Source organism: Corynebacterium sp. CMW7794 (assembly GCF_001563605.1).
Taxonomy (GTDB): Bacteria; Actinomycetota; Actinomycetes; order Mycobacteriales; family Mycobacteriaceae; genus Corynebacterium; species Corynebacterium phoceense.
In genome coordinates, this window is record NZ_KQ961706.1 from 36,586 (window position 1) to 56,203 (window position 19,618).

Annotated in this window: 14 protein-coding genes; 8 read left to right on the top strand and 6 right to left on the bottom strand. The window is 63.4% G+C overall.

Going from position 1 to position 19,618, the window contains the following annotated elements; all coding sequences use genetic code 11:
* Positions 1-275: 275 nt before the first annotated feature.
* Entirely contained in the window at positions 276-1,094 is an 819-nt protein-coding gene (locus HMPREF3227_RS00230; RefSeq protein WP_141681518.1) for a hypothetical protein, read from the bottom strand.
* Positions 1,095-1,272: 178 nt separating this feature from the next.
* Here HMPREF3227_RS00230 and HMPREF3227_RS00235 point away from each other — a divergent pair, with 178 nt between their 5' ends.
* From HMPREF3227_RS00235 to HMPREF3227_RS00245, 3 genes are all read left to right on the top strand, one after another.
* The gene (locus HMPREF3227_RS00235) at positions 1,273-2,967 is read left to right on the top strand and encodes a carboxylesterase/lipase family protein (protein WP_066490691.1); all 1,695 of its coding nucleotides are present in this window, start codon (positions 1,273-1,275) and stop codon (positions 2,965-2,967) included.
* Between the two features lie 67 nt (positions 2,968-3,034).
* A complete protein-coding gene (locus tag HMPREF3227_RS00240; protein ID WP_066490697.1) occupies positions 3,035-3,886 on the top strand; it encodes a DNA primase in 852 nt (283 codons plus the stop codon).
* Positions 3,887-4,057: 171 nt separating this feature from the next.
* Positions 4,058-4,981, top strand: coding sequence for a hypothetical protein (locus HMPREF3227_RS00245; protein ID WP_066509325.1), 924 nt, complete (start codon positions 4,058-4,060; stop codon positions 4,979-4,981).
* Positions 4,982-5,036: 55 nt separating this feature from the next.
* Here HMPREF3227_RS00245 and HMPREF3227_RS00250 read toward each other — a convergent pair whose 3' ends face one another.
* Positions 5,037-5,579 (bottom strand): hypothetical protein, encoded by a 543-nt coding sequence (locus HMPREF3227_RS00250; RefSeq protein WP_066509328.1) that lies wholly within the window; start codon positions 5,577-5,579, stop codon positions 5,037-5,039.
* A gap of 198 nt (positions 5,580-5,777) precedes the next feature.
* Between HMPREF3227_RS00250 and HMPREF3227_RS00255 the strand changes: the two genes are divergently transcribed.
* Positions 5,778-7,046: an MFS transporter gene (locus tag HMPREF3227_RS00255; protein WP_066509330.1), complete on the top strand. Its 1,269-nt coding sequence runs from the start codon at positions 5,778-5,780 to the stop codon at positions 7,044-7,046.
* 22 nt (positions 7,047-7,068) lie between these two features.
* On the top strand, positions 7,069-7,908 hold the full coding sequence (locus tag HMPREF3227_RS00260; protein ID WP_066509336.1) for a MurR/RpiR family transcriptional regulator: 840 nt from the start codon (positions 7,069-7,071) through the stop codon (positions 7,906-7,908).
* Positions 7,909-8,007: 99 nt separating this feature from the next.
* Here the strand turns inward: HMPREF3227_RS00260 and HMPREF3227_RS00265 are convergent, their stop codons facing one another.
* The gene (locus HMPREF3227_RS00265; RefSeq protein WP_369814835.1) at positions 8,008-9,126 is read right to left on the bottom strand and encodes an alkene reductase; all 1,119 of its coding nucleotides are present in this window, start codon (positions 9,124-9,126) and stop codon (positions 8,008-8,010) included.
* Between the two features lie 290 nt (positions 9,127-9,416).
* Here HMPREF3227_RS00265 and HMPREF3227_RS00270 point away from each other — a divergent pair, with 290 nt between their 5' ends.
* Positions 9,417-10,826: an NAD-dependent succinate-semialdehyde dehydrogenase gene (locus HMPREF3227_RS00270; RefSeq protein WP_066509339.1), complete on the top strand. Its 1,410-nt coding sequence runs from the start codon at positions 9,417-9,419 to the stop codon at positions 10,824-10,826.
* Between the two features lie 257 nt (positions 10,827-11,083).
* Entirely contained in the window at positions 11,084-13,171 is a 2,088-nt protein-coding gene (locus HMPREF3227_RS00275) for a DEAD/DEAH box helicase (RefSeq protein ID WP_066509342.1), read from the top strand.
* A 137-nt stretch (positions 13,172-13,308) separates the two neighbouring features.
* Here HMPREF3227_RS00275 and HMPREF3227_RS00280 read toward each other — a convergent pair whose 3' ends face one another.
* From HMPREF3227_RS00280 to putP, 3 genes are all read right to left on the bottom strand, one after another.
* Positions 13,309-13,776, bottom strand: a complete 468-nt coding sequence (locus HMPREF3227_RS00280; protein ID WP_066509346.1) for a hypothetical protein — start codon at positions 13,774-13,776, stop codon at positions 13,309-13,311.
* A 121-nt stretch (positions 13,777-13,897) separates the two neighbouring features.
* The gene (locus tag HMPREF3227_RS00285; protein ID WP_231732301.1) at positions 13,898-14,569 is read right to left on the bottom strand and encodes an HNH endonuclease family protein; all 672 of its coding nucleotides are present in this window, start codon (positions 14,567-14,569) and stop codon (positions 13,898-13,900) included.
* Between the two features lie 52 nt (positions 14,570-14,621).
* Complete coding sequence (gene putP / locus HMPREF3227_RS00290) at positions 14,622-16,172, bottom strand: sodium/proline symporter PutP (protein ID WP_077210057.1); 1,551 nt, start codon at positions 16,170-16,172, stop codon at positions 14,622-14,624.
* 284 nt (positions 16,173-16,456) lie between these two features.
* On the opposite strand from putP, the gene HMPREF3227_RS00295 reads away from it, so the two are divergent.
* Positions 16,457-19,615, top strand: a complete 3,159-nt coding sequence (locus HMPREF3227_RS00295; protein WP_066509349.1) for a DEAD/DEAH box helicase — start codon at positions 16,457-16,459, stop codon at positions 19,613-19,615.
* Positions 19,616-19,618: the final 3 nt, after the last annotated feature.

Sequence of the window (19,618 nt, forward strand, 5' to 3'; positions counted from 1 at the left end):
ATCTAGAAGGGCCTGCAGAAGGCCCACCGGTGCCGATAGTCTGCCCACCATGATAAACCCCACACTGTGAAACATTCACAGAGTGGGGGGTCGTTTGGTGACTTTTAGAGTGGGTGCATAATTTCCGCCCACTAACCTGCGCTTATTCGTTACGGTGTGGGGAACGCTCGCCCAAGCGGGGGTGCCGCGTCCACCACCCAGCGCAGGACGAAGTCGGAAAGTAGTACACAGGTCGTGCTCTGGGGCCACGGGGTGGACACGGAGGTGCAGGGTCCTTATAGAGCACGCAGCTGCGTGTGTACGTTGTCCATGACTCTGCGCGCTAGCTTGCGATTGGCGATGCCGCCGGCGACGGCGCCCAGGCCCAACGGCAGCAGCTTGGACAGCCATGCCCACTTGAAGCGGCCGACGACCTTCTTGGTGAATGTCTTGGCCAGGCGGCCGGACAGGCCCTGCAGCGTCGGTGCGGAAAAGCGCGTGAGCGCGGCGGCCGAGGCAAGGGAACCGGGACGGGTGGCAGTGGCCGCACCGGGGGCATCGGCAGCCTCGGTGAAGAAGGTGTCAACGATGGCGGTGCCGCGGGAGCCGGAAAGCACCATGAGCACAAGTGCGCGGCGCAGTTCCTTGTCCTCAATGGCTATGCCGCGGAGCTTAGCCGAGGCCAGGATGTACCACGTGGCGGCCTCGAGGAAGACCACGGACTCCGCGGCAATCGCCGCAGTACCCGTCGCGAAACCGATACCCGGAATGGCCGCGGCGCCGCCGGCACCGGCGCCGGTGCCCGTGACGATCTTGAGGAAGTGGTCATCGATAACGCCTTGGCGGGTGTCCATGGAGACGTTCTGGTTCTTCTCGATTACGCCGTCCACGTATTTCGAGATGGTGCTGGCCTGAATACCGACCGCCCGGTCGAGCGTGCTCAAGATGATGGCGGAGAACTTGTCACCGTCAGAATTTTCCGTGGCCCATTGCGTGCGAAAGGAATCGTTGAGGGAACGCTCTTCCTCCGTGAGGACGGTGCCCTCGCCGTCGTCGCGCGGCTGCACCTCAGCCTTGGTCGAGGACTTCTTTCCAAAGAGCTTGTCTGAAATCATGGTCGCTTCCTTAAATCATGTTTGTCATTGGTACGCAGGATCGAGTGTACGGAATTACGCTGGAGGCATGAGCTCGCTCAACCGTCCACCGCGCGCACACCGCCCGGAAAACACGCCCCCGCGGCTCCCTCGTGGCGCCGCGGGTCAGGCGCGAGCGGACCATGGGTATGAGCCCACCGTGTCCGAGGCGCGGCGGGCCGCTCGGGAGGCTCATGCGCGCGCACGTCGTGCCCAGTTAAGGGCCGATAATGCGCTGGCGGATGCCTTGACGGTGCACACTCAGCAGGGCTGGGTGCGCGGTCTGTATGAGGACGTTTCGGGAGCGGCCGTGCGCTCCTGGCGCGGCATTCCGTTTGGCGCGGATACGAGCGGCTCGGGACGCTTTCAGCGATCACGCCCCGCACAGGGGTGGGAAGGCATTCGTGACTGTCGCGAATTTGGGCCGGTTGCCCCGCAGCCCACGTATTCGTGGACGGACAAGATTGTGGGCTCTGAGGACTGCCTCCATTTGGACGTCGTGCGCCCCGACACGGACGAGACCCTGCCCGTGGTCGTCTATCTCCACGGCGGTTCGTTTATCGTCGGCTCCTCCCACATGCTCATGCTGCGTGGCTTTCAGCTCGCGCAGACCATGAACGTCGTCTACGTCTCCGTGAACTTCCGGCTCGGTGCGTTGGGATACCTCGACATGCGCAGTCTCAGCGCAGCCGAGGGTGCTTGCGCCAACCCGGCCGTGAGCGACCAGCTCCTCGCGCTGAAGTGGGTGCGCGATAACATTGCGAGCTTCGGTGGCGACCCGGACTCCGTCACGCTCATGGGGGAGTCCGCCGGCGGTGCGGCCGTGCTTACGCTCATGGGCACCCCGGCTGCGCGCGGGCTGTTTCACCGCGCCATTGCGCAATCGCCGCCCATTTCCATGATCCATTCGCGCACGCAGTCGACCCTGTGGGCCCGCGAGCTGGTAAACAAGCTGTCCCTGCCGCGCCTGGCCACGCTAGGGGACGTCCAGAACCAGCACTTCGCGGACATCGTGCGCGCGGGGCAATCCATGATGTGGCGCGCGGGTGAGCTTCTCCATCTCAACTCCTGCTACGCGCCCACCGTCGACGGGGATCTGGTGCCGCGGCACCCCATCGATACGTTTGAGGCGGGCGAGCAGGCCCCCGTGCCGCTGCTCATCGGCACGAATTCGGATGAGGCGAGCTTTGGTAAGTTCCTCTTTCAGCGCGAATTTGCCCGCCAGCGCGCGGCGTTGCGCCTGCTCTCCAGCTTCGACGAGGAGGGCGCGCCTGCCGTCGTCGCCGCCTATAACGGCGCGTCCACGCGCGCGGACTTTGCGCATTTGCTTGCCGATGCCCTCTTTTGGGCGCCGTCTGTGCGCGTCGCCGAGGCACACAGCCTGGTCGCACCGACATGGATGTACCGTTTCGACTTCGCGCCGGTGGCGCTGCGCTGGTTAGGGCTTGGTGCTATGCATTCGCTTGAGCTCTCCAACGTCTTCGGCGACGCGCAGGCCTCGCGCATGTCGACGCTCACGCGTATCGGCTCGACAGAGAGCTTCGATGAACTCACGGTCCTCATGCAGCGCCAGTGGGCCGCCTTCATCCACGGCGGCGAACCGGGTCCAGAGTGGCCACCGTACCGGGTCGCGCACCCGGCCGATACGGCCCATCGCCTCGTGCCCGCGGGCGAGGAGGCACGCGTTCAGCTGGCCTTGCGCGAGACTCTTGTCTTCGACGACGTGGTGCGTGTCGAGGCGGATCCGTACTCGCAACGCCGCGTGGCCTGGGATAATTACAACATGTGCGAGTGGGGAGTCGGCCGCCCAGAGTTGGCGGCACAACTGGGATTCATCACGGGCACGCTGGAATAAAGGTAAGCTGTGGCGGTGGACGGAAGCCACCGCCTCGTGCACGCCATCACGAATCGAAAGGGTCACCATGAGCTTCTTTGAAGATATTGCGACTGCACTGGACGCTGAGGGCATCGAGTCCCGCGTTCACGATGACATCATGTTCGTTCCTATCACCTCTGACCTGGAGATTCAGTTCCAGGAGATCGATCCGCTGCTGCCGGCGGCCAACGTGTACATCGCGGCGGCGGATGTCGACGAAGACGATGAGGAATTTGAGGCCGTCTTGGTCTCCGTCGCCTTCTCCGTGGACGACGCGCTCGACGCTGTGGCGCGCCACATCGCGACCGACCAGGTTGTCACGGTGCTGCGCGATCTGCTCGAGGGCACCGATGAGCGCATTGCGGAACTTGAATTCGCACAAGACGAGTTCAACCCGAATCTCGTTGTCGCCGAGGTCGCCAATGACTCGGAGCTGCGCGTGCTCGTTGAGTCCGTGGACGGCGAGCCCTGCGCCGTCGTGCGCTTCGTGGCTTTCGATTTTGATGAAGAAGAGTTTGAGGAGCTCGAAGACGAGTCCATCCATGAGCTGTGGGAGCTGGGCGACGACTTCGATGATGACCGCCTCGAGCTGCTGAGCAATGGCCTGGGCGAAGGCCCCGTCATCGAGATTCCCGCCGAGACCCTCGAGCTGGGCACGTACACCGACTTTGATCGTCTCTTCGACGTACTGGGACTCGTCTCCGAGCAGGCCCTCGATTGGGAAGCACAGCTCGTGTCCTTCGACGATGACGACTATGACGAGCCTGAGGTCTACGACATCTTCGGCGCCGATGATCTCGACGCGGACGAGCTGGACGGTGACGACGACTTCGACGAGGACGAGGACGACGTGGAGACTGACGACGACGCCGAGGGCACCGACATCACGCGCGACTAGTCTGCGGCGTCGGGTTGGACAGCCACCGCTGAAGAAATGTGCCGACCGCCGCGTTAAAGTATCTGCCGTCGCGTTAAACTAAAACTAATAGCCCGAATGTATGTGCCGCGCCGGTTCCACTCGGCGCGGCGGCACGCCATGGCCTAGATAAGAGACGAGGACGACAGGACAGTGGAGTTCCAGACCCAAGCGCGGTGGCGCACCGTCCTCGCTGTTGTGGGCGTCGCGCTCCTAGCCAGCCAGTGGTTTGTCGCATTGTTTCAATGGCCAGGGGACATCCCGCTCCACCGCATCTATGACATTCCGGCAGAGGAGACGATGTACATCCTCGTCGCCGTCGCGACCGTACTGTTTCTCATTGCTGGATACGGCAGTGCGCCTGACCGTGTGTTCATCATCGTGCCCATGGGCGTGTTCGTCAACATTGTGGTGGGCATGTCCGTCGATCGCCTGGGATTGCCTTTTTATGGCGACACGCTGGGCACCATCGGCGCAACTGTCATTGGCGGACCGATCCTCGGGCTCGCGACCGCCGGGCTTACCGCCGTGCTTTGGGGATTCTCGGCACCCATGATGATTCCGCACGTGGTCTCCGCAGCCTTCGTTGCCCTGGCCGTGAGCTATTGCGCGCGCGTCTCCGTGTTCTCCTCACTCGGCAGCGTCATGGCGCGCGGTGCGTTCATCGGTCTGATCAACGGCATCCTGTCGTCGCTTACCGTCCTCGTTGCGCTACGCGGCGACTCGACGCCGAACGCGGAATCCTTCGCGAACTTCTTTGTGCTGCTGCGCATGGGCGAGGTGGAAGCCACTATTTTGCAGAACCTCATCTGCGACAGCATTGATAAAACGTTCTGCGTGCTCATCGTGCTCGTCCTGGTGCGTTATATGCCGCCGCGCCCCATGGCTTTCTTTACCTTTAGCGGCAACGAGCCGCGGCTGTCGCGCATTCTTCTCACTGAGAGCGAGCAAGAAGTCAAGGACGCCGGCCGTGCGTTGAATGAGCTCGCACGCGAAACTACCGGCACCGCAGGAACGCCCCGCAACGAGGGCTCTCGCGCGCTAGGCGCAGACGCACAAGGCCGCCACAGGGCTTAAGTCGCAGCGCGGCAGCGGTCCCCGGTAGTGGTTCGCGGCCATGGCCGGTGGCTGGTTAGGCCGCAGACGCAAAGCTTTCGAACATGGACAACGGTGACGGCACCGGGCGGAAGTCACGGTCCACGAGCCAGACAAAGGTGGCGGCCGAGGACGTCGTGATCTCGTGCACCGCGTCTCCGCCGTAGCAGTCATGCGGCGTGTCGACCGCTGCGAGCGCCGGGCGTGACGTGTCCTCTTCGGCGGGTGCCGGCGCCGGGCTGACCGCAGCGCGCACCCATGCTTCGGCGGCGACGAGTGCGGCGTCGCTACGCAGCGGTCCGGTGGGATCCGTGATCCGCGCGCTGATGAGATACGCGGGCTCGCGGGTGGCGCCATAACCGCGGACGCGAGCCTTGGCCACCGGGCCCACGCGATAGCGCGTGAGCGCGATGATAAGCGGTGGGGCAGCCCCCACGGCAGGCAGCGCCAGTGTGGGCGGACGCCAGCTGGCGACGGGCCGGGCAAGGGAGCGCGGGTGGCGCAGCACGGTGCGCAGCTTGGACACGGTCTCTGCGGCGGAGAGTTCGATGGCAAGGTGAGTATCAGCAACAGTGTTCATGCTTCGCAGAGTAAGGCTAGGCCCCAACACGCCGGGTCCGGACAATGCCGAACATCGAAATCGTGTTCGAAATGTGGCGACTATAGCGGCGCATCCAAGAGCGATAGACTGAATAGCACGAAGAAAGGGGAAGAAAAAATTTCGGAACACGACAGGGAACTGTCTGCGTCACGCCAGTCCGTCGCGGAATCTTCTGGCATGCCGCACCCGGAGCCGCAGCAGTCGGTAGAGCCGCAGATTGAGGCGAAGATACCGCGTGAGATTTGGATTATGGTCGCTGCGGCGTTCATGATTGCGATTGGCTACGGGCTCATCGCGCCGCTGCTGCCGCAGTTCGTGGTGAGCTTCGACGTGTCGATGGCGGCCGCGGGTTGTGTGGTCTCTGCATTTGCCGCGTCGCGGCTGTTCTTTGCGCCTGCGTCCGGACGCCTCGTGGATATGTTGGGCTCGCGCCGGATTTACCTCGTGGGCCTTACCACGGTGGGTGTTGCCACGGGCATGGTTGCTCTGTCGCAAAGCTATTGGCACATCCTCGCGTTGCGCGCCATCGCGGGCATTGGCTCGACGATGTTTACGGTTTCCGCCATGGGACTTATCGTGCGTTTGTCGCCGCCCACGATTCGCGGCAAGTGTTCGGCACTCTACGGCACGGCATTCCTCTTGGGTAACGTGGCCGGACCGCTGGTGGGCGCGTCCTTGTCGTTCCTCGGCTTCCGGTGGCCGTTTTTTATCTACGGCGTCGGCGTGGGCATTGCCGCGCTTATCGTGGCGGTGCTCATGCCTAAGGTCGACCCCCAGGAGGAACGTGCCCACGAGGCGCCACACATGGCGGTGCGTGACGCATGGTCTGACACGGCGTTTCGCGCCGCGCTGACGTCGAACTTTGCGCACTCGTGGATCAACATGGGCGTGCGCGTCTCCGTGCTTCCGTTGTTTGCGGCATCCGTCTTTCACAACGGTGCGGCGGCTTCTGGTTTCGCGCTGGCGGCGTTCGCGGCGGGTAATGCGACGGTTCTGCAATTCTCGGGCCGCCTGGCAGACAGGTGGGGCCGCAAGCCCCTCATCATAAGTGGCCTGGTGGGCTCCGGGGTCTTCATGGGCACGCTGGGGTTCGCGGACCACGTGGTCTCGCTCATCGTATTCTCCGTGTTGGCCGGCGCGGCCTCGGGCCTTATCAATCCGGCGCAGCAGGCAGCACTCGCGGACGTTATTGGCAACGAGCGCTCTGGCGGCCAGGTGCTCTCCGCATTCCAGATGGCGGGCGACTTTGGTCAAATCTTAGGCCCCATCGTCATTGGTGCACTCGCGGACGAATGGGGATTTATGGCAGCCTTTGGGCTATGTGCGGTCATTGCCGTCGTGGGGCTGAGCGGTTGGTTCTTTGCTCGCGAGCCGTTAGAAACGGTTATCCCGCGCCGTCTGCGCGTGCGGAACCAAAAAATGACCAACGGGTTACTTGGGAAATAAAAATTTCATTAGACTAGCGCCCGTGAGTTTTCAAGAACGTGTCGAGAGTCATCGTGCCGACCTGAATAAGTCGGACCTCGCGATCGTTGATGTGTTGCTATCCAACCCAGCAGAGGCCGCCTTGTGGCGCGGCGAAGACGTGGCCGCACGTGCCCGCGTTCATCCCTCTGCCGTGACGCGTACCTCGAAGAAACTCGGCTACAAGGGTTTCCTTGAGCTGCGCGCGGATCTGCGCGACATGCACTCTGATTTCCTTGCTGGTCACGTGGAGACGCTCAAGCCGCGGGCAGCGACTATGCGCGATGGTTCCACGCTGGGCAACATGGTGCAGTCTGAGATTGATAACTTCACTCTCATCCCGAAGAACGTGAAGCAGCGCGATATCGACGCTGCGGCGGATCTCATCATGGAAGGCGAGCGCATTTATATCTATGGCCGCAGCGACTCCGCGCTGTTGTCTGAGATGTACTATCGCCGTCTCGGCCGCTTTGGCCTTGCGGTACATGACCTCACCGACCTGACGGCGCATGAGAATGCGGAGGCTGTGCTCACCATGACGGGTAAGGACGTCCTCATCGTCTTCGAGTTCCGCAAAACTTCCAGGCAGCTGCGCCACCTCCTCGCGCACGCGGAGAAAGTTGGCGCACGCATCCTGCTCGTGACGGATAATCTGCAGATTCTCTCGCCCATCCCGGATATCGTGCTGGCGTCCCCGCGTGGCGCCCGCGATGGCTGGCTGTCCATGTCTGTGCCGCTCATGATTGCCAACTCGGTCATCGTGACGATTGGTGAACGATACGCGGAGCGCGTCAAGGAATACCAGGACCGGCTCGATCGACTCAAGCGCGTCTTCGAGACCTAAGCGCAGCACGCACCATGCGCGCACAATATAAAAGCAACGCTGCCGCAGTCCCCAGACGAGGAGTGCGGCGGCGTTGCTGAGCGGTGAGCGGGAGCGTAACTAGCTAGCGAACGGGTAGTCCGTGTAACCATGTGCGCCACCCACGTAGAAGGTGGCGGGGTCCGGCTCGTTGAGCTCAAGGCCCTCCTCCCAGCGGCGGGAGAGATCCGGGTTAGCCAGAATCATGCGGCCTACGACGACGGCGTCGACGTAGGGGCGCTCGATGAGCGCGGCGGCATCGGAAAGCTGGGTGACGGTGGGGAAGCCCGTGTTGAAGAGGACGCGGGTCGTGCCGTTGGCACGGGCTTTCTCCGCAAGGTTCTGGATAAGCGCGTTCTCCTCGAATCCCCAGAGCAAGGATACGTAGGCGATGTTCAGATCCTTGATGCCGTCGAGGTAGGCACCGTAGGTGGCGGCGACCTCTGCGTCGTTGTCCTCGGGATCGATGGGCCCCTGGGCATTCATCTTGGGGGACAGGCGGATGGCGACGCGGTCGGCGCCGATTTCCTCGACAAGGGCCTGGGTGAGCTCGATGAGCAGGCGGGCGCGGTTTTCGGGCGAGCCGCCGTACTCGTCCGTGCGCTGGTTGGAGACGGCGCCCATGAATTCATGGAGCAGGTATCCGTTAGCGCCGTGGATTTCGACGCCATCAATGCCGGCGTCGACCGCGCGGCGGGCGGCGGCACGGAACTGTTCGATGATGCGCGGGATCTCCGAGGTCTCCAAGGCGCGGGGCACCGGGCAGTCTTTGCGGGTCTCGAAGTCGCGTACGGCGGTGCCCGAGGCAATGGCGGACGGTGCCTCCGGTTGCGGGCCGTTCGATAGCGTTGTGTGGGACAGGCGGCCGGCATGCATCATCTGCATGAAGATTGTGCCGCCCTTGGCGTGGACGGCGTCCGCAACCCTGGCCCAACCGGCCTGCTGCTCTGCAGTCTCGATACCGGCCTGACCGGGGAAGGCGCGGGTGGACACCGCGGGGAAGGTGCCCTCGGTGACGACGAGTCCGTTGCTGACACGCTGCGAGTAATACTCCGCGTGGAGCTCGGTGGGGATGCCGGACTCGCCCGCGCGGGAGCGGGTGAGGGCCGCCATGGTCACGCGGTTGGCCAGCTCGTAACGGCCGAGGGACAGGGGCTTAAACAGATCGCTCGTGGTCATGGTGGCTACAACGGCGCGCATCTGTGCTTTATTCCGGGTGCGTTGGTTACGGTTGAATTGGCTACCGCCCGGCGGGCCGCGACGGACTCTCGAAACCATGGAAATGACAAAGAAGGCCATCGTCGCCACCGGCGCCACGCATACTTCGGTGGTCGCCACCGCCTTGGCGGGTATGACGTTGGGCCAGCCGCTACGCCTAAGCCCGAACAGATCTTTATATGCAAAGGTATGACGTGTCTTTGGCGTGGTGAGCCGCGCTCGTCACCGTTCTTCATTGAAGGATGCCGGGTGTGCGGGTACGCAGGGGGGCCATGGCTGATTTCGCATTAAATAACCCGAACACTGGTAAGCAAGAAGAGACTTTTCAGCGCATCGCGGACTCCGATCGCGATGGCATCTTAGACCGCTCCACGGCGGCCTTTAAGGAGTGGAGCGCGACAAGCATCGATGAGCGCGCCGCCGTGCTGGCGCGTACCGCGGACCTCTACGAGGAGCGCGCGGAGGAACTCGCCGAGCACATCGGACGTGAGATGGGCAAGCTCACGCGTTGGGGCAAGGCGGAGATTTCTATCGTCGCCGACATTTACCGGTACTACGCCGAGCACGCGCACGAGCTGCTCGCGGACGAGGAACTCCCGGCGCAGGGTGCCATTCACAGCTACGTGCGCAAGGACCCGCTTGGCCCGCTGCTAGGCATCATGCCGTGGAATTTCCCGTACTACCAGGTCGCCCGTTTCGCTGCTCCCAACCTGTTGCTGGGCAACACCATCGTGCTGAAGCATGCGTCGATTTGCCCGCTGTCCTCCCAGGACTGTGAGGATCTGCTCGTCGAGGCGGGCCTGCCCAAGGACGCGTATATCAATATCTACGCCTCGGGCTCCCAGATGGATGACTTCGTGGCGGATAAGCGCATCAAGGGCGTCTCGCTCACCGGCTCCGAGGGCGCTGGCGCTGCCGTGGCGAAGACCGCAGGCGAAAACTACAAGAAGTCCGTGCTCGAGCTGGGCGGCAACGATCCGTTCATCGTTCTCGACGACGCGAAGCTTGAGTGGGTTCTGGACCAGTACCTGCCCATCCGCATGTATAACACCGGCCAGGCGTGCAACGCGCCCAAGCGCCTTATCGTCATGGAAGACTTCTACGACCGCACCGTCGAGTACCTCGAGGAGAAGATCGGTGCGATGAAGGTCGGCTCCTTCGACGACGAGAACGCGGACATCGGACCGCTGTCCTCCATCGACGCGCGCGACGAGATTGTCGAGCGACTCGAGAAGGCTGCGCAGAACGGTGAGGCCACCATTCGTGTGGGTGGCAAGGCCCTTGATCGCGAGGGCGCCTACATGGAGCCCACGCTGCTCACCGACGTCGACCCGAAGGCAGACGTGGGCTGCAACGAGATCTTCGGTCCCGTCGCCATCGTCTACAAGGTCAAGGACGCAGACGAGGCCGTGAAGGTGGCTAACGAGGCCTCCGAGTACGGCCTGTCCGGCTCCGTGTGGGGCGCCGACGTGGAGGCTGCTGCGAAGGTCGCCTCCCAGCTCAAAGACGGCATGACCTTCGTCAACGAGGCCTCCGTGACCGCCGCTGGCCTGCCCTTCGGCGGCGTGGGCCGTTCCGGCTACGGCCGTGAGCTCGCACGCTGGGGCGTGGGCGAGTTCGTCAATGAGCACCTGTTCCGCGTCTCCGGACAAGACGACGCTGGACTGTCGCCCGCCCTCTAATCTGGTGCAGCTTTCGTTAGCGTGAACATGCGCTCACACCCCGTATACAGACGGCGTCCACGATGGAATCGTGGGTGCCGTTTCGCGCTGCGGGCATACTGCGGGAAGGGGAGAGGCGCGACCGGAGCTAGCAACCGGGACGAGCCATTGTGACCATTCGGGTGGGGAGCGCACCGCGGTGTTTCCGCCCACCAACACGTAACTATTTGTGTATTCAATGGTGTTTATTGCCTGCGTCAAGTAGTGTGGGTGGAGCAATGAGCATTACCGATAACGCCACCGGCGGCGTCAACGAGCCGGAAGAAAATTTCAATCAGTCGGAATCTCAGGAAAACACGCAAGGTGTCGTGGCAGGCAATGCCACGGATAACGTCGTGGCAGATAGCGCCACGGACTCGAATGACAACGACACCAGGGCTGCGGCAACTTCTGAGGACACCGGCGCCGAATCTGAGGATTCGGCCAATGACGACTCCCAGGGGTTTGCGCACCTCGGTCTACCTGAAGAAGTTCAGGAGGCCGTTGCCAAGGTGGGCTACACCACCCCTTCACCCATTCAGGCAGAGACCATTCCGATCTTGATGGAGGGCCGCGACGTCGTGGGCCTTGCACAGACCGGTACGGGTAAAACCGCAGCGTTCGCGCTGCCGGTCCTGTCCCAGATCGATCCGGATGCCCGCCACCCGCAGGCCCTCGTTCTCGCGCCGACGCGTGAGCTCGCCCTGCAGGTCGCAGACTCCTTCCAGTCCTTCGCGGACCACCTGGCCCGCATTGAAATCCTGCCCATCTATGGTGGTCAGGCCTACGGCATCCAGCTCTCGGGCTTGCGCCGTGGCGCACAGGTCATCGTCGGCACCCCGGGTCGCGTCATCGACCACTTGGAGAAGGGCTCGCTGGACATTTCGCAGCTGCGCTTCCTCGTGCTCGATGAGGCGGACGAGATGCTCAACATGGGCTTCCAGGAAGACGTCGAGCGCATCCTCGAAGATACTCCGGAAGACAAGCAGGTCGCACTCTTCTCCGCGACCATGCCCAATGGCATTCGCCGTCTGTCCAAGCAGTACCTCAATGAACCTGCTGAGGTTACCGTCAAGTCTGAGCGCCGCACGAACGACAACATCACGCAGCGCTACCTGCTTACGGCACACCGCCAGAAGATGGATGCGTTCACGCGCATCCTGGAGGTCATCGAATACGACGGCATGATTGTCTTCTGCCGCACGAAGCACGAGACCGAAGAAGTTGCAGACACCCTGCGCGACGCCGGCTACAACGCGGCCGCCATTAACGGCGACATCGCACAGCAGCAGCGTGAGCGCACCGTCGACCAGCTCAAGGATGGCCGCTTGGACATCCTCGTCGCGACAGACGTCGCGGCCCGTGGCTTGGACGTCGACCGCATCACGCACGTCATCAACTACGACATTCCGAATGACACGGAGTCTTACGTCCACCGCATCGGCCGTACCGGTCGTGCCGGCCGCACAGGCGAGGCCATCCTCTTCGTCACCCCGCGTGAGCGTCGCATGCTCCGTTCCATTGAGCGCGTGACCAATGCTCGCCTCGAGGAAATGGAGCTGCCCAGCGTCGACGAGGTCAACGCAAAGCGCAAGGAGAAGTTCGCGGCGTCTATCGGCGAGTCTCTCGAGGACAAGCAGATGGAGCTCTTCCGAGGCCTCGTGCGCAAGTACTCGGAGACCAACAATGTGGCCATGGACGACATTGCCGCCGCACTCGCCGTGCAGCTGCAGGGCGGCCAGGAGTTCCTGTTCAAGGAGCAGCCGAAGTCCAAGCGTGACCGCCGCGACCGTGACCGCTTTGAGCGCGACGACCGTCGGGACCGCGACCGCGGTGGCTTCCGTGGCCGCGGCGACCGTGGTGATCGCGGCCCGCGTCGTCCTGACGGTGACTTTGTTACCTACCGCCTTGATGTCGGCAAGCGCCAGAATGTCCGCCCCGGTGCCATCGTCGGCGCCCTGGCCAACGAAGGTGGCTTGACCTCCAAGGACTTCGGTCGCATTACCATCGCCGTGGGGCATACCCTGGTTGACCTGCCGAAGGATATGGATCCGGCCGTGCTCGACCGTCTCAAGGACACGCGCATTTCCGGCCAGCTCATCAACATTACGAAGGACACTGGTCGTCCGCCGCGTCGCGACAACGATCGTGGTGGCCGTGACGATCGCCGCGGTGGCTACCGTGGTGGCCGCGACCGTGATGACCGTCGTGGTGGCCGTGACGATCGCCGTGGTGGTTACCGTGGTGGCCGCGACCGTGATGACCGCCGTGGTGGTTTCCGTGGTGGTCGCGACCGTGATGACCGCCGTGGTGGCTGGCGCGACTAGCCAGCTAGACGCCTAGACCGCAGAAAAGACCCGGCCAGCGGACTCGAGAGGAGTTCGCTGGCCGGGGTCTTTCGCATGTGGTTGGCGGCGGGGACGACACGGTACCGAGCGCGCGAGGACGCGCAAGGCGAGGCGCGTTAAATGAACATGAGGATCGCGATGATGATCCACAGCAGGTTGAAGATACCGGAGAACATCGCAATCTGGGAGCGGGACTTCTCCAGATCGACCGGCTTATCGGCCGGAGAAGCTGCCTGCACGGTGTCAGCGTCACCACCCAGCGCTGCGACGACGGCCTTCTGCTTGGGAATGACGACGAAAATGAGCAGAGCCCAGGCGATGATGGCGAGAGCGATGGAGGCGTGGAACTGACCCTGCTTGCCGTAGGTCGCCAGATCCGTGAGGAACACGGCGACGCCGAGGACCGGGACCATGGCGGAGAAGAGACCGTAGGTCTTCGTGATGCGGTGCAGGACGTTGAGCGCGCCGGTGTTGCCGCCCTTGGCGGTGGCGATCTGGGCCGGGAACATGGAGGTAGAGACCATGACCGGGCCGACGAGCAGGATGGCAGCGATGACGTGGATTGCGATGGCGAGAGTAGTCATGGGGTGACCTGTCTGAAGACCTTTCGTTGTGTGCTTCGTGCACGCAGGCAAGCCGCCTGCGGCCATTAGGGAACTAGCCTATAGGCGAACAGGGTCTTTCGCGAACCGGGGGCACGGGGAATTACAACCGGCAGGCGCGACGCACTGCTCTATGGTCCGCGGCCGGCAACGGTAGGGAATAGGCGTAGGCGACGGCGGCCAGCCGCTGAGCGTACCAGCAATGCCGCGTGCGCGCGGGCGGCATCCAGCGCGAGGGGAGTTGGTCAGACTTGTCTTGGTTGGCCGCGCGCGTGGTGATAACCAGGTTGAGCGGGTCGTTGGCAAACTCCACGCGCCGCGCGTCGTCCCACGCCCAGGCGCCCATGTCCCACGCGGCGGCAAGCGGAAAGACGTGGTCAGCCTCGAGCCTTTCCGTGGAGAAGACGCGCGTGTCGGCATAGAGATCTTCAATGACAGCAGCCGGTTCGCAGCTCGTGGCGCGCGGACGCGACTGCACGGCAAGCGCTGCCTCCCGGGACGTGCAGTGCTCGAGACCCGTCACGCGTGCCCTGCCCCAGCCGTCGCCGAAGGCCTCGCGCTCGTAGCCCACGACGCGGTGGCGCTCGCCCGGGGCGACGGGGACGGCGGTGAGGAGGGTGCGAGGTTCTGGAAGGGTGGCATCGGTAGGCCCTGGCGGAAACAGCCAGGCGGGAGGACTGAGCCAGCGGGGCACGAGAAAGGCGAGGGTGGCGAGAGTGAGGAGAAAAACGTACACGCGCCGGGCAGTCACGGAGTCGCGAAGAAAAGCATTCACGACTTAGTTGGACTGGCCGGCGCGGCGAAAGGTTCCGTGTAGACGGTGCTCGTTAATCGGCGGCGCCTTCGAACTGGAAGTTCTTATCGCGGTTGGCCTTCGCGATGAGCTCCTGTGCGGCGTCGAACTCCGCGGTAGTCTCCGGGCGAGGTGCGGCGGTGGCAAGCGACACGACCCAGGTGACGATCGCGGCGGCGGCGAAGCCGGGGACAATCTCGTAGATAAGGTCGCCCAGGGAGGTCATGCCCCACACGATGGTGACGACGGCACCGGTAATCATGCCTGCGATGGCGCCCGGGGCGTTGAGACGCTTCCAGAACAGGGAGAACAGAACCAGTGGGCCGAAGGCGGCGCCGAAGCCGGCCCAGGCGAAGGAGACGAGGCCCAAGATGGAGTCGTTCGGATTAATCGCGAGCACGGCGGCGAGGACGGCGACGGCGACGACGGCGGTGCGCGAGAGGTTCATCATGACCGCGTCCGACGGCTTGTCTTTCTTGACGATGGTGAAGAGATCCTCGATGAGCGAGGAGGAGACGACGAGCAGCTGCGAGGACATCGTCGACATAATGGCGGCAAGGACCGCGGTGAGCACGAGGCCGGCGACGAGCGGGTGGAACATGATCTGCGCCATGTCCAAGAAGATGGTCTCGTAATTCTCCTGGTCCGTAATCGAGTGGTCGGTGTTGGTGAAGAAGACCGTACCGGCCAGTGCCACGAAGACGGCGCCGAGGATGGACAGAGCCATCCAGCCAATGCCCACGCGGCGGCCCGTGGCGGCATCGGCAGGCGAGCGCAGCGCCATGAAGCGCACGATGATGTGCGGCTGGCCGAAGTAGCCCAGGCCCCAAGCGAGGTTGCCGATGATGACAGCGGCGGAGACGCCGGAGAACAGCGAGAAATACTGTGGGTTCTCAATAGCGCCGCCCGTGGCGTAGGGGTTCTCCGCAGCGAAGGAGAAGATATCGGCCGGGTTATCCAGCGCGATGATCGCCATGACGGGGACGATAATGAGCGCGGCGAACATGAGCATGCCCTGAACTGCGTCCGTGTAGGACACCGCGAGGAAGCCGCCGATGAAGGTGTAGGCCACCGTCACCGCAGCAACGATGAGCATGCCGGTCAAGTAGTCGCCCTGGAACGTCGACTCGAAATAGCGGCCGCCGGAGACCATGCCGGAGGAGACGTAGAAGGTAAAGAAGAAGATGATGACGAGTGCAGCGACGATACGCAGCACGCGCGAGTGATCGTGCACGCGGTTTTCAAAGAAGGAGGGCACCGTAATCGAGTTGTTGGCGACCTCCGAGTAGGCACGCAGGCGCGGGGCCACGAGCTTCCAGTTGAACCAGGCGCCGACGGTAAGACCGATGGCCATCCACAGCTCGGAGAAACCGGTGAGGAAGAGCGCGCCGGGCAGGCCCATGAGCAGCCAACCGGACATATCCGAGGCGCCGGCCGAAAGCGCCGCGACGAAGGGGTTGAGACCACGCCCACCCAGGACGTAGTCGTCATACTGGCTCGTCTGCTTGTACGACCAATAACCGATCGCAAGCATGACAAAGAGATAAATGATGATGGCGAGTACGTACCAGGTTGAGGTAGTCACTCACGCCTCCTTTGGTTGTAGAGAGTCGTGTACTGCGGGAGTTGTGCTCTGTAAGGGGGCCCGCGGTGAGCGTAAGCCACACACAGAGTTGCGCAGGACACAGCGTGACCTACGGATGAGTCTGTCCCGCACTATGGTACGGAACACACTGGTGGATCGTGGCGTTTTAGTCAAATCATTCAATAAACCCGAACCTACGTGCGATAGCGCTGCGGCTTACAGTGCGGCGTCCAGCGAAAACCCGACAGGCGGCGCGGTGGGGTCAGAATGTTAGAATGGTCGTTATGTCTTCGTACCTTGTGCATGGAATCTGGCTGCCGGTCTCCGGGCTAGGTTTATGGATTGAACAGGTCGAAGGGCACAAGATCATCACGCCTGCCGCGGTGCCGGAGGGCACCTTCCCCGCGGTCGTGGATCAGATCCTTGCTAATAAATCTTTCCGCAACCGTGCACGCATGACGCTGCGCACGCCCAAGGGCAAAGACGTCTCGCTCATGGTGCCCATGGCCATGTTTGGCCCAGATGAGACGGTGAAGATTTTAAGCCAGCTCACCGCCGTGTCGCGGCGCGCGCCGGGCGTGAGCCTAGAGCAGCGCGAAAGCCTCGCCCCGGATCTACTCTGGCTCGTGCGTGCGTATGAGGGACTCACGAAGTTCGTGCGCGCGGGGCGCGTGACCATGCGCCTGAACTACCAGTCCGGCGAGTGGTTCCCCATGTGGCAGCTTGCCTCAGGCCTGGGGGAGCGCGGCTGGCTCGCGGAGATGGTCGCGGCGGCTCCCGGCATCCTTACCGTCAATAACCGGGCGCTCACTGATGACATGGCGGACGAGCTCACGCACTGGATTACCTACGTTGAGCTCGAGGACCTCCGCACGCAGATTCGCCCTTACCCGTGGCACGAGTTCGTCGATGCCCTCCTGCGGACCACGGCGGTCAAGCGCGGCCGCGCCCAGCTCCTGCGCGGGCTGAACGAGTGGAAGGATTCCATTACCCAGGTCGACCTCCAGCTTGTGGTCATCGTCGAGGAGCCGCCGGCGGAGCAGGAGCTTGCCGATGCCCCCGCTCCCGGCTTTGCCGCCGCCTCCAGCGCCGGAGACGACGGGGACGAAAGTTTTACTCCGGGATGGCAGGATACGACGTGGCCGGTGCGCCTTGCCGTGCGCTCGGGCACGGATGCGCCGCAGCCCATCCGCACGAGCCAGCTCGACCGCACGAGCGTGGAGCGCCTGCGCGACGTGCGCCGCCGCGCCATCGAGATCGCGCCGCGCTTGGCACAGGAGGGCTCGCGCGAGCCGGACCGCTACTACGAGAACGCGGGCGACTGGGATGTCTATCTCAGCACCGAGGACCTGCTTCAATTCGTGGGCGCAGACGCTGCGGCGCTGCGCACGGCCGGGATCAACGTTATGTTGCCCAAAGCATGGTCCCAGATGGAGACCACCGCCAAACTGGAGACCCGCGAGGCTGACTCCGGGGCGGACGGCGCGACGAAGCGCCACCTCGGCATGGAAAAGCTGGTTAAGTATGACTGGCGCCTGTCCGTGGGCGATATTGAGCTCACCGATGACGAGATGGACGAACTCATCGCCTCGAAATCTGGACTTATCCGCCTGCGCGGCAACTGGGTGATGGCGGATACGGCGTCCATCACGCGGATTAGCGACTACATGTCCAAGCTGGCCAAGCAATCGCGCGAGCGGATGAAGAAGGAACTCGAACGCGACCTCATGCGCGCCGAGCACGCTCGAGACTTGGGCACGCCGGGCTGGGAAGACCAGATCGCGGACGTCCAGCGCCGGCTTGCGGAGTTCAACGAGGCCGCGGACGACGCAGACTTCGGCGAGGTCACCGTCGCGGAACTGCGCCAGCTCGCGCTCGAGGCGATGGCCAAGGACCCGATCGAGTTCACCGGCAGCGGCTGGTTCAACTCCTTGCTTGGCGGCATGGAGACCCCGGCGCCCAAGCGCGTCGACATTCCGGACACGGTGCATGCGGAGCTGCGCGATTACCAGCGCCGCGGCGTGGACTGGCTTTACTGGATGTCCCAGAACGATATCGGCGCGGTGCTCGCGGACGACATGGGCCTGGGCAAGACGCTGCAGCTGCTTTCCTTGCTCGCGGTCGAGCACGCCGCCGCCGCGGCTGCGGAGGAAGCGAAGCCCGGCCCTACGCTCGTCATCGCGCCCACCTCCGTCGTAGGTAACTGGGCACGCGAGGCCGCGAAGTTCGTGCCGAGCTTCAAAGTCCTCGTCCAGCATGGCTCGCAGCGCCTGCGCGATCAGGATTTCGTGGACAAGGCACGCGACTACGACCTCGTCATCACCTCGTACGGCACGGCCTCGCGGGACTTCCTCATGCTTGGCGAAGTGGACTGGGACCGCGTCGTGCTCGACGAGGCGCAAGCCATTAAGAACTCCGGCACGCGGGCCTCGCGGGCTGTGCGCTCGTTGCCGTCGCGGCATCGGTTAGCTCTCACGGGCACTCCGGTGGAAAATCGTCTGAGCGAGATGCGTTCCATCCTCGACTTCTGTAACCCGGGCGTCCTGGGCTCGGCGAGCTTCTTCCGCAACCACTTTGCCAAGCCCATCGAACGCGGGGATGACCCTGGCCTGGCCGAGCGGCTGCGCCAGCTCATCGCGCCCTTTATCCTGCGGCGCCTGAAGACTGACCCCACCATCATCGATGACCTGCCGGAGAAGTCCGAGCAGATCGTTACCGTGGAGATGACTTCGGAGCAGGCGGCGCTGTATAAAGCGCTCGTCGACTCCATCCAGCGGCGCTTGGAGGAAACGAAGGGCATGGCGCGCCGCGGCCTCGTGCTCGCCTCGCTCACACACATTAAGCAGATTTGTAACCATCCGGCGCACTACTTGGGCGATGGTAGCGCCGTGACCATTCGCGGCAAACACCGCTCTGGCAAGGTTCGCGAACTCATGCGCATTGTCGATGAGGCCACGCAGACCGGCGAGCGCATTCTCGTCTTCACACAGTACAAGGCCTTTGGCGATATCCTGCAGCCTTACCTCACGGAGCAACTCGGCCGTGAGATTCCGTTCCTACACGGCGGCGTGACGAAAAATAAGCGTGACCAGATGGTGGAGAGTTTCCAGGCGCCCGATGGGCCGCCGGTGATGATTCTTTCGCTCAAGGCGGGCGGCACGGGCCTTAACCTCACGGCGGCGAATATCGTGGTCCACATGGACCGCTGGTGGAACCCCGCCGTGGAAAATCAGGCCACGGACCGCGCCTTCCGCATCGGCCAGGAGCGCAACGTGCAGGTCTACAAGATGATTACGGCGGGCACGCTCGAGGAATCCATCCAGGACATCCTCGACGGCAAGATGCAGCTCGCCGGCGCCATCGTGGGCGAAGGCGAAGGCTGGCTCACCGAGCTCAGCCCCGAGCAGCTGGCTGATCTTATGAGCTATAGGGGAAGGGAGTAGGCC

What these genes read in the sequence shown, in the direction of transcription:
- HMPREF3227_RS00270 (WP_066509339.1), top strand. Translation starts at nt 9,417, where the DNA reads ATGGCTGATTTCGCATTAAATAACCCGAACACTGGTAAGCAAGAAGAG.
- HMPREF3227_RS00295 (WP_066509349.1), top strand. Translation starts at nt 16,457, where the DNA reads ATGTCTTCGTACCTTGTGCATGGAATCTGGCTGCCGGTCTCCGGGCTA.
- HMPREF3227_RS00265 (WP_369814835.1), bottom strand. Translation starts at nt 9,126, where the DNA reads ATGCGCGCCGTTGTAGCCACCATGACCACGAGCGATCTGTTTAAGCCC.
- HMPREF3227_RS00230 (WP_141681518.1), bottom strand. Translation starts at nt 1,094, where the DNA reads ATGATTTCAGACAAGCTCTTTGGAAAGAAGTCCTCGACCAAGGCTGAG.
- HMPREF3227_RS00280 (WP_066509346.1), bottom strand. Translation starts at nt 13,776, where the DNA reads ATGACTACTCTCGCCATCGCAATCCACGTCATCGCTGCCATCCTGCTC.
- HMPREF3227_RS00240 (WP_066490697.1), top strand. Translation starts at nt 3,035, where the DNA reads ATGAGCTTCTTTGAAGATATTGCGACTGCACTGGACGCTGAGGGCATC.
- HMPREF3227_RS00275 (WP_066509342.1), top strand. Translation starts at nt 11,084, where the DNA reads ATGAGCATTACCGATAACGCCACCGGCGGCGTCAACGAGCCGGAAGAA.
- HMPREF3227_RS00255 (WP_066509330.1), top strand. Translation starts at nt 5,778, where the DNA reads ATGCCGCACCCGGAGCCGCAGCAGTCGGTAGAGCCGCAGATTGAGGCG.
- HMPREF3227_RS00250 (WP_066509328.1), bottom strand. Translation starts at nt 5,579, where the DNA reads ATGAACACTGTTGCTGATACTCACCTTGCCATCGAACTCTCCGCCGCA.